We start from the raw sequence: 12300 nt of genomic DNA, 5'->3' as shown, positions 1-12300 counted from the left end.
TTACACCTCCGCACGCTTTGCAAGGTCAGCGCGTGGATCCCAGTCACCCAGCGACGCGCTGAAGGCATCGAGCGCCTCGCGCTGCTGTTTCGTGAGCTTCGTGGGGACAGCGACCTGGACCTCCACCAGCAGGTCACCACGACGCTTCCCGTTGGGCGCTCCACGGTGGCGCAGCCTCAACACGGCGCCTGACTGCGTGCCTGCAGGGATCTTCATGGCGACATGTGATCCGTCAGGAAGGGGCACGCTGACTTTGGCACCCAGCGCTGCCTCCGACATAGTCACCGGCAGCTGCATCCGCAGGTTGTCACCGTCGCGCGAATAAACAGGGTGCCTGGCCACGTTGATCGTGACGATCAGGTCACCGTTCTTCCCGCCATTTGAGCCGGGACGCCCCTTGCCGCGCAGACGGATCTTCTGACCGTCCTTCACGCCAGCAGGGATGCGCACCGTCATCGAATGGCCGTCAACGGTCATCCGCACGGTGGTGTCTTCCATGGACTGACGGAACGTCAGTGTGGTGGAGGCACGCAGGTCGTTTCCGCGTTGGGGTCGAGGACCGCCAAAGCCTGCTCCGGGCGCTCCCTGACCGAATGAGCCCGACCCGTAGGGGCCAGACTGTCCGCCGGCGCTGCCGCCAAACAGGTTCGAGAACATATCCTCAAAGCCTGCTCCGCCGCCACCCTGAGTGCTGTAGCGCACTCGGGTCTGGCCGCCCGGCCCACCAGCACCGCCGCCGAACAGGTTGGAGAACAGGTCTTCAAAGCCTGCTCCGCCTGCCGCACCGCCGGGGCCTGCCTGGAATCGTGCCCCGCCACCTGCCATTGAGCGCAGCGCATCGTATTGTTTGCGCTGTTCAGGGTCTGACAGGACGGCGTAGGCTTCACCGATTTCCTTGAAACGCTCTTCGGCTTTCGCATCTCCAGGATTCTGATCGGGGTGCCACTTTCGGGCAAGCTTGCGGTAGGCCTTCTTAATGGCTGCCGCGTCGGCGTCTTTCCCGACTCCCAGAGTCTTGTAGAAATCTTTTTCCAACCAATCTTGTCCGCTCATGTCACCTCATCTCCCGGTTGTCTGCCTGTGAGCAGTTCGTTTTCTCGTGGGCATCGATTTATGCCCGTCCTTGTACGTGTCACTGTGGGTTGTGAACCATCACTTTCGTGGGGCGCAGAACCTTCTCACCCATGCGGTATCCGGGCTGCAGAACCTGGCCGATCACAGGGTGGTCGACATCCTCACTGGCTTGTGCCATCAGCGCCTCGTGCAGCGAGGGGTCGAAGTCGTCCCCTTCCACGCCGTAGCGTTCCATCGCGAACTGACTCTTGAGAACTTCTTCAAGTTTGTTAGCGATCGCTGCGAAAGGTCCGTCTTCGAGGTCGCCGTGCTGACGCGCTGCGTGAATATCATCGAGGACGGAAATCAGCGCTTCTGCCACTTCCTGCTGACCGCTCACGCGGTGGGCGGATGCAGCTTCCTTGGAACGGCGCACGTAGTTGCCGTACTCCTGGTTCAGGTTGTACAGGTCGGCGCGTGCCCGAGCCAGGTCGTCATCCAGTTCTCCGATTCGTGCCATTGCCTTGGCCAGCTCGGTATCTTCGACATCATCCTCAAATGCGGACATATCGTCGGTACTTGCTGGCGCAGCATTGGCGCCATCAGTCAATTCGCTGTTTACATCGTCTGCGCAGACATCGGAGGTGCCGTCAGATTCATTGGACGTGGTGCCATCGCGAGGGGCGGTCGAAGCTGAATCGTCTGCATCTGAGTTTTCGCGTGCTGAGCCTGCTGGTTCAGACGCATCACCTGTGTGCGACGCATCGGCCTCACGGGCGGCAGCGCCATGCTGTGAGGCGCTGCCGGTGCCGTTGCCCTCGGCGTGTGCATCTGACTGTTTGCCGGATGCACACGCGTTCTGGTCGGTGGGACCCGATGGCGACACGCGCGGATCAGACTCGGAGGGCCCGGTCTGGCTCTTGTCGTTCATCGGTGTCTCACTCACTTGTCGTCGTCCTCCTCATCAACGATTTCAGCGTCAATGACGTCGTCATCGCTCGATGATGCATCTGCCTGGCCGGCGCCGGCTTGCGGACCGTCTGCCTGAGCCTGGGCCTGGTCACCCTCGGCCTGCTGCGCGGCGTAGATTTCCTGACCGATCTTCAGTGATGATTCGTCGAGCTTGGTCATAGCCGACTTCACTGCTTCAATGTCGTCACCCTCGAGCGCCTTCTTGACCGCGTCGATATCCGTCTGGACCTCGTTGCGCGTACCTTCTGACACCTTGTCGCCGTCATCCTTGAGGAACTTCTCGGTCATGTAGACCTTCTGCTCGGCCGTGTTGCGTGTTTCAGCTTCCTCACGACGCTTCTTGTCATCGGCGGCGTGCGCTTCAGCTTCCTTCACCATGCGGTCGATCTCATCCTTAGGCAGGGCAGATCCACCGGTAATGGTCACCGACTGTTCCTTGCCTGTGCCACGATCCTTTGCGGAGACGTGCACGATGCCGTTGGCGTCGATGTCGAAGGTGACCTCGATCTGCGGCTTGCCGCGAGGTGCCGGGGCGATGCCGCCCAGTTCGAAGGTTCCCAGCAGCTTGTTGTCGCGGGCGAACTCGCGCTCACCCTGGTAGACCTGAACCAGCACGGATGTCTGGCCGTCTTCCGCTGTGGAGAACAGCTCCGAGGACTTCGTCGGGATCGCGGTGTTACGTTCGATCAGCTTGGTCATGAACCCGCCCTTGGTTTCAATGCCGAGGGACAGCGGGGTCACGTCGATGAGCAGAACGTCCTTACGGTCGCCCTGGATGACGCCGGCCTGCAGGGCTGCGCCGATTGCCACAACTTCGTCGGGGTTGACACCCTTGTTCGGTTCGCGACCGTCGGTCAGCTTGCGGACCTCTTCAGCCACTGCCGGCATACGGGTGGAGCCACCGACCAGCACAACGTGGTCAATGTCGGAGACCTGGATACCTGCGTCACGAATCACGTCGTGGAACGGCTGCTTCGTGCGGTCAAGCAGATCAGAGGTCATTTCCTCGAACTTGGCGCGCGAAAGCGATTCGTTCAGGTGGATAGGACCGTCAGCCGTCATCGACAGGTACTGCAGTGAAATGTTCGTGGTCGAGGCCGAGGACAGCTCCTTCTTGGCCTGCTCGGCTGCTTCCTTGAGGCGCTGCAGCGCGACGGTGTCCTTCGACAGGTCAGCGCCTGACTTGGACTTGACTTGCTGGATGAGCCAGTCAACGATGCGCTGATCCCAGTCGTCACCACCGAGCTTGTTGTCACCGGCAGTTGCACGCACCTGAATGGTGGAGAAGCCGTCATCATCCTTGCCGATTTCCAGCAGGGACACGTCGAACGTGCCACCGCCAAGGTCGAAGACCAGAATCAGTTCATCTTCCTTGCCTTTTTCCAGGCCATACGCCAGAGCTGCTGCGGTTGGCTCGTTGACGATGCGCTGAACGTTCAGTCCGGCGATCTGGCCGGCTTCCTTCGTGGCCTGACGCTGCGCATCAGAGAAGTATGCGGGGACGGTGATGACCGCATCGGTCACCGGTTCACCGAGGTATTCTTCCGCGTCATGCTTGAGTTTGCCGAGGATACGCGCGGAGATTTCCTGCGCGGTGTATTCCTTATCGTCGATGGACACTTTCCAGTCGGTGCCCATGTGGCGCTTGACTGACGAGATGGTGCGGTCAACGTTTGTGACGGCCTGCCGCTTGGCCAGTTCTCCGACGAGGACTTCGCCGGTGCTTGAAAATGCGACGACCGAGGGAGTGGTGCGCGCGCCTTCGGCGTTGGCAATAATGGTGGGCTCGCCACCTTCCAACACCGCAATAGCGGAGTTCGTTGTTCCCAGGTCAATGCCAATTGCTCGTGCCATTGAATCTATCCTTCCAAGTTGAGTCTGTTGCACTCAAGTTTAGAGGGAGGATGACGTCATGGCAAGTCCTACGTCCTCAAACTTGAGTCTAATATGCTCAACTTCATCGCGGTGAGGCTTATTCCCTCGTCACATGTGAGCAAGCCGACACAGCCTCCGGACACATCACCTTGCGATCGGGCACCCTCGCAGGCACCGTGACACAATTCCCCTATGCAATGTGGGTATTTCGAGGCCGGGCTGTGCCATTCGTGCACCCTGCTACCCACACCGTACGAACGTCAACTTGCAGACAAGGATGCGAAGGTTCGTCGCGCCCTCACTGAATTCGGCACGCCCGATCTGCAGTGGCTGGCACCTGCTGCATCGCATCAGAAGGATTTTCGCTCCAAGGTGAAACTCGTGGCAGGAGGGACACCCTCGGACATGCGGCTGGGAATACTGGGGGCGGATTTGAACGTGCAGGACCTGCGAGACTGCCCGATCGTCGTGCCTGCAATCCGCGATCAGCTCCCCCGACTTGCCCGTTTGATCGAGCGCATGCGCATCGAACCGTACAGCGTCAAACGGCGTCGAGGCGACCTTAAGTACGTCATCGTGACGGCAGGCGATGACAGACAACTAATGGTGCGCTTCGTGTTGCGCTCGCGCCGCCACATGTCGACTCTGCGCACTCATCTTGATGCAATCAGACAGGCGGTGCCGACCATTCGAGTGGTGACGGCCAACATTCATCCCACGCACGCAGCATTGGTCGAAGGGCCAGATGAGTACGTCCTCACCGACGAGGTAACACTGCCGATGACGGTTGGACGGACGCGACTGCAGGTTGGGCCGCGCTCCTTCACTCAGACCAACACGCGGGTGGCTTCAGCACTGTACATGCAGGTGGCGAGCTGGCTGACGGATGTAGATGCTCGCAGCGTGTGGGATCTGTATTGCGGCGTGGGCGGGTTTGCGTTAAATGCTGCAGCCGCGGGTGTCCAGGATGTGACGGGCGTGGAGATTTCCGGCGATGCTGTCGAGGCTGCGAAGAACGCTGCGCAGCACCTGGAGGTGGCAGCAAGGCGTGTGCGCACGCGTTTCATTGCGGCGGATGCGACCAAGTGGGCGCGAGAGCAGTCCGAACGCACGGTTCCAGATGCTATCGTGGTCAACCCTCCCCGACGCGGGCTGGGTGAGGAGCTTGCGACATGGCTCAACGGGTGCGGAGCACACCACATCGTGTACTCGTCATGTAATCCGGAAACACTGGTTCAGGATCTTGCGCACATGCCGTCGTATCAAGTGAGTCAGGGACGCATTTTTGACATGTTCGCGCACACCCGCCATGTCGAGTGTGCGGTTTTGCTTGAAAGATGTTAAGAGCGAAAGTTTGCTCGATATACGATAAGGGAGCAGACCTGCTTGAAACACGTTTGACTGCTCAATTCTGCTCGATAGGAGCGCGGACGCCCCCTGAAATATACACAACCCCCACAAGGAGCGACACAACTTCCCCATCCACATGAGCCGACGCGCATTTATCATTTTGTTACCGACGGCCTGATTCGCGCTGGTTACACTGAAAACACCAGTGAGATTAGCGGCTTTGTGAGAACTTCATGTCATGCTCTTTCAGGTTCATACGTGAGGTCGTTCAGCTCCTCGATCCCCGCGTCCACGAAACGAGGCGTCACGATGAAGGCGTTGTATCAGAAAAGTGAAATGACGTTCGCAATCGTCATGATTGTCCTCTACGTCGGTGGGACCCTCGTTGCGCAGCAAGTCACCGATCAGATCGGGGTCACAGCGCTGATCCCGGCGATCTTCCATATCGCACTTGTCGCAATTCTTGCGTACTGGATTATCTCCAATGGCCTGGCGAGAAAGTACGGGCTCATCAAACCGCCCTACCCCTCAAGTAAAGCCTGGTTCTTCATTCCCCTGCTGATCGTTGCCACAAGCGGACTGATCACGGGTTTCCACTTCATGTACAGCCCTGCGCCAACTCTTTTCCTGATCATCAGCATGCTGTGCACCGGCTTTTTGGAAGAAGTCATTTTCAGAGGATTCCTTTTCCTGGCAATGGCGAAAAGCAATTTGATGGCAGCGATTGTCGTATCGTCGTTGACGTTCGGACTGGGGCATATCGTCAACCTGCTCAATGGCGCGCCACTGATGAATACGCTCATGCAGATCATTTTTGCGATCGCCGTCGGCTTCACCCTTGTATTGCTGTTCTACAACGGTAAGAGTCTGATTCCGTGCGTCATCTTCCACAGCCTGAATAATTCTCTGGCCGTCATCGAAAAGACGAGCGCCGATGCTGCTTCCTCCTTGTCGATGACTGAGACAGCTTTTAACGCAGCGCTTGTGTCGTTCTGCGTTGTGCTCTTGGTGGTGTACTGCATCTTCTGTCTGAAGAACCTGCGTGTACACCAGGATCAGGGCGTACACGAAGAACCGAGCATCGCCCAGTAGAAGGGCCGCTTCGCATCTCTGATTGCTGCATATCGCCCACAGTCATCACGTATGCGGCGGATTACCGACACCTGCCCGAGCGTCACGCGCACGCATCGGTGGCTGATCGTGTCACAATGCTAGGGAGATTGCGCAACCCACAGGAGGCCTCATGGCGATCGAACGCGTCGATGATTTTTCGCCCGAACTGACCGAAGCAATGAAGCTGCTCATCCCTCAGCTATCCCGCTCATCAGCACCGATGGAAGAAGGCGCCATCCGCGACTTTATTGCCCAGCCCGGTGTCCACCTGTTTATCTACCGCACCGATGAGGCAACCGGCGATTTAGCCGCCGGTCAGATCGCCGGAATGCTCACGCTGGCTACTTTCACGATTCCCACCGGTTTGCGCGCCTGGGTAGAAGATGTGGTCGTTGACGGCAGTACGCGCGGCCAAGGTGCCGGCCAGAAGCTGGTTGAAGCAGCGGTTGACTTTGCCCAGGAGCTTGGCGCACGCACGATTGACCTGACATCGCGTCCCTCGCGCGAAGCAGCTAACCGCCTGTACAAGCGGTGCGGTTTCGAGCTGCGCGAGACGAACGTGTACCGCTTCTCCGCCGGCAAGTAGTTCGTCAGCGGTTCTTTGCCGGCAAGTAGATTATCAGCGGCCGCACGGCGAGGCGTCCTCGTCTTCCTGTTTAATCATTTCACTTTGCCGCGCCCCCATCTCTGCGCGCAGATCCAGACCAATCTGCTCAACGCGGCGACGTTCATCGGCAGTGGCGACTGCACCGAATAGCTGAGCGCCGTGCTCCTGAGTGATGACAGCGGCTTCTTGCTGCGTGCGCTTTCCCTCGGGCGTCAACGACACCAGCATTGATCGTTTGTCCGAGGGTGACGGGGTGCGCTCAACAAGGCCAAGCTTTTCCAGACGAGCGATCGCGCGTGTCATTCCTGAGCGGGTGAACACCGACACGCGTTCGGAGGAAACACTGGCTGCGCTCGACCACATGGCTCGCCGCACAGTCGAGATCGCCGACAAGCTGAACTCCTGAGCCTCACTCGCGTGTTCGACGGCGGTTCGCGTCGCCTCGAACACACTGCGACGCAGCTCCTTACTGGTTGTCGCCTGTTCGTTCGGCAGGATTGACGAGGGCGACTCCACCGGCGTTGTTCCATCGCCTACCATGGAGTCATGTCCAACGTGAAACCTGCCGGCACGGCGACGGCCAGTGCCTTTACCTGCGATTATCTGTCTTTTCTGAGCGATTCCCCGTCCTCGTACCACGCCGCTGACCTCATTGCTCAACGTTTGGAGGATGCGGGGTGCGTGCGCCAGCGCGAAACTGACACGTGGGATACAGCACCGGGTGGACACGTGGTTGTCCGCGACGGTGCCGTTATTGCGTATGTGATCCCCGAGTCTGTCACTGACTCGTCTGCGTTCCGCATCGTCGGCGCACATACCGACTCCCCTGCTCTCGTGCTTAAGCCGTCTGTGCAGGCCACCACCGCCGACGGGTGGGGGCAACTGTGCGCAGAGATTTACGGCGGAATGCTGCTGAACTCGTGGCTGGATCGCGAACTCAAAATCGCTGGACGCATTCTCACGCAAGGCGGCGAGCAGCGCCTGGTCGCAACCGGCCCACTCGCACGCATCCCGCAGCTGGCCATCCACCTGGACCGTACAGTGAGTGACAAGGGCCTTGTGCTCGACAAGCAGCAACATATGAAGCCCGTATGGACTGTTGACGAGGACGACGCGTCGGTCCTTGATCTCGTGGCTCAAACGGTCGATCTGGATGACGCCGATCAGATCGCATCCTTTGATCTAATCCTGACTCCCTCGCAGGGGCCTGCCGTCTTCGGATCGCACGGACAGTTTGTCGCTGCTGGCCGTCAGGATAATTTGTCATCGGTGCACAGCGGCCTCACCGCAATAGAGCGCCTACTGGCTGACGGCATCAGCGGCAACGATGTACTGATTTTCGCCTGCTTTGATCATGAGGAAGTAGGATCGTCAACCAGTTCGGGGGCGGCCGGGCCGTTCCTCGAAGACATTCTGCGTCGCACGGCGGCGAGCCTGGGTCGAGACTTTGACGGGACGGCTCGGATGATGGCCGCCTCATCGTGCATCTCTGCTGATGCCGGGCACAGCGTGCATCCCAACTATGCTGATCGGCACGACCCTGACAACCGCCCGGTGATGGGCCGCGGACCACTGTTGAAGTTGAACGCCAACCGCCGGTATTCCTCTGATGCTCCCGGGATCGCGTTGTGGAAACGCGCGGCTCAGGCAGCTGACGCCCCCTGGCAGAATTTCGTGTCCAACAATGCGATGCCGTGCGGGACGACAATTGGACCGATCACGGCTACCCGTCTGGGAATCTGCACGGTTGACGTCGGGATCGGTTTACTGTCGATGCACTCGGCTCGCGAAATGAGCCACGTCGCCGACCTTGAATCGCTCAGTGCAATTCTGGAGGCCTACTGGCGCGGAGCCTGAGGCACGAAAGCGCTCTGCGCAGCGCCCTGCGCTCTGGCTCCCAGCTGCCTTCCTCCAGCTTCCTCTCGCGCCCGGCTGTCTCCACTCCCCCTCTTGTCCCCAACTGTCGATTTGGACGACGCGTCGACTGATTCGCGTGCCGGAAAGAGCTTTTGACCTGCACAAACAGTGGCAGGGTTGCAACACCCTCGCCCTATAGTCGATCGAGATCGACAGTTGGGTCAATGAAAATGGACGTACACAACAGGTACGGGCTACAGCTCACGCGCTGCAGCCCGCACCTGACACACAGTTAGAGAACTGACAAGAACAAGACCTTACTTCGACTTTTGGCCGGTTGTGATCTGAACCGGAACGTTGTCAGCGATGGCCTTGGAATACGGGCACAGCTGGTGCGTGCGAGTCGCCACGCGCTTGACCGTCTCATCGTCGAGGCCAGGGATGTCAACATTGATCATGACTGACAGAGCGAAGGATTCGCCCTCGGGTCCGATGCCTACCGAGCAGGTGACCAGCGAATCAGACGTGTCAACTCCGAGTTCTTTTCCAGCAAGTGCAAGCGCACTTTGAAAACATGCGCCGTAGCCTGCGGCGAACAGCGCTTCTGGGTTCAGTCCCCCACCGGGGCCACCCATCTTTTCCGGGGTACGCAGATCGGCCTGGAAGTCCAGCGTCGGAATCGTGACGGCTCCGTCGCGACCTCCCGTGCAATCGGCTTCAACTCTGTAGACGATTTTTTGAGGTGTATGTGCCATGAGCTCAATCTCACCACGTCCCCGATCTGTCGGCAAGTGCCGTTCCAGTCGGTGAAACAGTGCCACACGCTATCTACCCTGCTGGCCAAGCGCGCTCTCCACTAATCCCCGATCTCTCCACTAATCCCCCATAACCGGCACGCACGGAGAATCTGCACGCCTCGGGCGGGAGTTGCTGTGTCTTACACTGTCCTATCTATGAACGGTTAGAAGCTGCACGTTTTGGGCCTATGGAGTACTACCGATTGAACACCGCCGGCCCGTTTTTGCCTGACAGTGCCCGCTTAATCGCAGTTCGGAAGCGCTCATTAGTGGGAGGCAGGTCGTTGGCAGGGAAAAATGCCGCTTCTGTGTTTTCACCATCGGCAGGCCACGGCTCGCCCTGCTTCCATTCACACACGAATGAGCAGTCCAGATAGCTCGACACATCACCATTCGGGTAGGTCACAGGCCCCACGACCTCCACCGACAAGAGGCGCTGCGCAACCGCTTCAACACCGGCTTCTTCACGGATTTCACGTTCAGCTGCAACAGCCGGTTCCTCACCTGGATCCACGATTCCTGTCACGGGCGTCCACTGACCGTTGTCAGCGCGCTTGACCATCAGCACTTCAATATCAGCCAGGTCAACGCTCGCGCCGGTCACCCTCGTCAATGAGGAAGACGCAGCGGGACGCAATACGACTGCCGTGCACCCTGGTATCCACAGCGGTGCGTGTCCGATTTTGGAGCGTAATTCAAGGATGAAAGGAGGAGTTGCCATGCATCTACCCTAGTGGCTCGTGACGCAGGTCAGGCTCGGTCGGCCTCGAACTGGCTGATTTGGCCGATGCGACGGACGTGACGCTCCTCGTTGGAGAAAGGCTCGTCGAGGAAGAGGTCGATCAGGTGAATCATTTCCTCCTCGGGGTGTTGACGGGCTCCGAGCGCGACAACATTCGCATCGTTGTGCTGGCGGGCCAGCAGCGCGGTCGATTCGTTCCAGACGAGGGCGGCTCGTACACCATCGACCTTGTTGGCGGCGATCTGTTCACCATTTCCGGATCCACCCAGTACGATGCCGAGGGCGTCTTTTCCTGCCTGCCGGTCCGCGACAACGGCCTGCGCGGCGTGAATGCAGAAAGCGGGGTAGTCGTCTTGCGGATCGTAGGACTGAGGGCCATGGTCGTGAACCTCGAATCCGCGCTCCCGCAGGTGTTCCTGAATCGCATGCGACGCATCGAGCCCCGCGTGATCTGTAGCAATGTGGACGATACGAGGAGTGCTCATGTCGAGTCCTTTCATCATGGTGAAGCGGCGTTGCTGACGTGAGGTCTGTACAGTGACCTGTTCCAATCGTAGCCATCGCATCGGCCAGATCCCAATTGGTTCGCACCTGTGTGCGTCGTCCGCCACCCGCTCAAGGTGCGGAAGGTAGAGCGGCTCTTCTCGTTCTAGGATCTGTCTATGAGCAACCACGATGCTGAATACGGTTTTCCGGCTGAGAGCGCTGATCCTGCGCACGCGGAAGTGCCGATCCCTGCGGGCGCACTCAGCGACCAGCCCTTCGTGCGGGTCGATACGTGGTTGTGGGCGACTCGGCAGGTGAAATCGCGTTCGGCTGCGACGGCTGCCGCTCGCGCCGGTCACGTGAAAGTCAACGGTGAGGCAGCGAAAGCCGCACAGAAAGTCAGAGTCGGCGACGAAGTGCGCCTGCGCGTCGAAGGATTCGATCGCGTGCTGGAGGTGCGTCACCTCCTGGCTAAACGGATGGGCGCCCCTATTGCGCGGCAGTGCTACGTTGATTTGTCGCTTCCTCGGCCTCGCCTCTCAATTCCGGTGGCTCGGCGCGAAAAGGGTACAGGTCGCCCCACCAAGAAAGAGCGTCGCGAACTTGATCGCCTGCGCGGACGCGACTCATCGATCCGCTGGCGTTAGCCACCCTCGCTCAGCTGAGCACGCCGCGCCGCGCTCAGCCCTCCTGCTCAAAGGCCTCATGCAGTGCCTTTTTCCACGACCGGTAGCGCTGGCGAATCGTGGCGCCTGACACGATCCGCTCGCCCGCAGCCCGCTGCTCAGAGGCCCACTCGCAGTAGTTCTGATAGGTCAGACGATCCGACACCTGCGAGCTGGAGGATTCCTCACCAGATTCTTCGCGCAGTTCGTCGTTAAATTTGCGCAACGCCTTCATGATGTCCTCATCACTGAAGCGCGTGGCTCCAACCCGCCTGCCTGAATACGTCGCAACTCCCAGACGGGACAGAGCTGTGTTCCACCTGCCGTCGCCAACACGCGTGGCGACAGTGCGGGCGGTCGGTGGCCACAGCGCCATTCCGGCGATCGATCCTACGTTCCAGGCTTCCAGCAGAGCCGAGCGGGCGCGGTCAAAATCAGCCACAGAGATCGACGCCTGAGAGGCCTCACCAGGCACCTTGTCATTCACCTGTGTGACCCACCACACAGTACGAACGATGTTTTGTGCGATCTTCTCCGCAAGTTCATCCGGGTGGTCGAGACCATGATGACGGATAACAGGCTCAACAATATCGTCGATTTCGTGCCAGGTGTGAGGCGTGCCACCCTCGGTCAGAGGAACAGCTTCAGTCGGTTCACCATTATTCGCAACATATTCAGCCACTTTTCCGGCATGAACATAGGCGAGCACCAACCAAAAACCTGCAATAAGCTCATCAGGTGAAAACGCAGGTGTTCTGTATGACGTAAACATGGGCACGTCGG

The 12300-nt window shown here is 59.3% G+C and carries 13 protein-coding genes; 5 read left to right on the top strand and 8 right to left on the bottom strand.

Annotation, left to right across the window (positions count from 1 at the left end):
* From AC1EJ1_RS01770 to dnaK, 3 genes are all read right to left on the bottom strand, one after another.
* Nucleotides 1–1053, bottom strand: coding sequence for a DnaJ C-terminal domain-containing protein (locus AC1EJ1_RS01770; RefSeq protein WP_480295251.1), 1053 nt, complete (start codon nucleotides 1051–1053; stop codon nucleotides 1–3).
* 79 nt (nucleotides 1054–1132) lie between these two features.
* The gene (locus AC1EJ1_RS01765; protein WP_480295250.1) at nucleotides 1133–1999 is read right to left on the bottom strand and encodes a nucleotide exchange factor GrpE; all 867 of its coding nucleotides are present in this window, start codon (nucleotides 1997–1999) and stop codon (nucleotides 1133–1135) included.
* Nucleotides 1996–3879 carry a molecular chaperone DnaK gene (gene dnaK, locus AC1EJ1_RS01760; protein ID WP_480295249.1) on the bottom strand — a complete coding sequence of 628 codons (1884 nt, stop codon included), beginning with the start codon at nucleotides 3877–3879 and terminating at the stop codon, nucleotides 1996–1998. Before dnaK ends, AC1EJ1_RS01765 begins: the two co-directional genes overlap by 4 nt.
* A 213-nt stretch (nucleotides 3880–4092) precedes the next feature.
* Between dnaK and AC1EJ1_RS01755 the strand changes: the two genes are divergently transcribed.
* From AC1EJ1_RS01755 to AC1EJ1_RS01745, 3 genes are all read left to right on the top strand, one after another.
* Nucleotides 4093–5244, top strand: coding sequence for an RsmD family RNA methyltransferase (locus tag AC1EJ1_RS01755; RefSeq protein ID WP_480295248.1), 1152 nt, complete (start codon nucleotides 4093–4095; stop codon nucleotides 5242–5244).
* Nucleotides 5245–5559: 315 nt separating this feature from the next.
* Entirely contained in the window at nucleotides 5560–6342 is a 783-nt protein-coding gene (locus AC1EJ1_RS01750; RefSeq protein ID WP_285014895.1) for a CPBP family intramembrane glutamic endopeptidase, read from the top strand.
* Between the two features lie 151 nt (nucleotides 6343–6493).
* A complete protein-coding gene (locus AC1EJ1_RS01745) occupies nucleotides 6494–6949 on the top strand; it encodes a GNAT family N-acetyltransferase (RefSeq protein ID WP_285014897.1) in 456 nt (151 codons plus the stop codon).
* 33 nt (nucleotides 6950–6982) lie between these two features.
* On the opposite strand, the gene AC1EJ1_RS01740 is transcribed toward AC1EJ1_RS01745, so the two are convergent.
* Nucleotides 6983–7510, bottom strand: a complete 528-nt coding sequence (locus AC1EJ1_RS01740) for a MarR family winged helix-turn-helix transcriptional regulator (protein ID WP_285014899.1) — start codon at nucleotides 7508–7510, stop codon at nucleotides 6983–6985.
* Between the two features lie 6 nt (nucleotides 7511–7516).
* On the opposite strand from AC1EJ1_RS01740, the gene AC1EJ1_RS01735 reads away from it, so the two are divergent.
* Nucleotides 7517–8827 carry a M18 family aminopeptidase gene (locus tag AC1EJ1_RS01735; RefSeq protein ID WP_285014901.1) on the top strand — a complete coding sequence of 437 codons (1311 nt, stop codon included), beginning with the start codon at nucleotides 7517–7519 and terminating at the stop codon, nucleotides 8825–8827.
* A 317-nt stretch (nucleotides 8828–9144) separates the two neighbouring features.
* On the opposite strand, the gene AC1EJ1_RS01730 is transcribed toward AC1EJ1_RS01735, so the two are convergent.
* The 3 genes from AC1EJ1_RS01730 to AC1EJ1_RS01720 all read right to left on the bottom strand — a co-directional run bounded on the left by AC1EJ1_RS01730 (nucleotide 9145) and on the right by AC1EJ1_RS01720 (nucleotide 10851).
* Complete coding sequence (locus AC1EJ1_RS01730; protein ID WP_285014904.1) at nucleotides 9145–9582, bottom strand: Ohr family peroxiredoxin; 438 nt, start codon at nucleotides 9580–9582, stop codon at nucleotides 9145–9147.
* A 238-nt stretch (nucleotides 9583–9820) separates the two neighbouring features.
* Nucleotides 9821–10345 (bottom strand): NUDIX hydrolase, encoded by a 525-nt coding sequence (locus AC1EJ1_RS01725; RefSeq protein ID WP_285014908.1) that lies wholly within the window; start codon nucleotides 10343–10345, stop codon nucleotides 9821–9823.
* Nucleotides 10346–10374: 29 nt separating this feature from the next.
* Nucleotides 10375–10851: a ribose-5-phosphate isomerase gene (locus AC1EJ1_RS01720; RefSeq protein WP_480295247.1), complete on the bottom strand. Its 477-nt coding sequence runs from the start codon at nucleotides 10849–10851 to the stop codon at nucleotides 10375–10377.
* Between the two features lie 177 nt (nucleotides 10852–11028).
* Here AC1EJ1_RS01720 and AC1EJ1_RS01715 point away from each other — a divergent pair, with 177 nt between their 5' ends.
* Entirely contained in the window at nucleotides 11029–11499 is a 471-nt protein-coding gene (locus tag AC1EJ1_RS01715; protein WP_082628591.1) for an RNA-binding S4 domain-containing protein, read from the top strand.
* Between the two features lie 34 nt (nucleotides 11500–11533).
* On the opposite strand, the gene AC1EJ1_RS01710 is transcribed toward AC1EJ1_RS01715, so the two are convergent.
* The gene (locus tag AC1EJ1_RS01710) at nucleotides 11534–12295 is read right to left on the bottom strand and encodes a hypothetical protein (protein ID WP_285014917.1); all 762 of its coding nucleotides are present in this window, start codon (nucleotides 12293–12295) and stop codon (nucleotides 11534–11536) included.
* Between the last annotated feature and the right edge of the window lie 5 nt (nucleotides 12296–12300).

It is taken from the genome of Pauljensenia sp. C0170B4 (assembly GCF_056590235.1).
The sequence above is the reverse complement of the archived record's forward strand: the minus strand, read 5'-3'. Positions and strand labels throughout refer to the sequence as shown.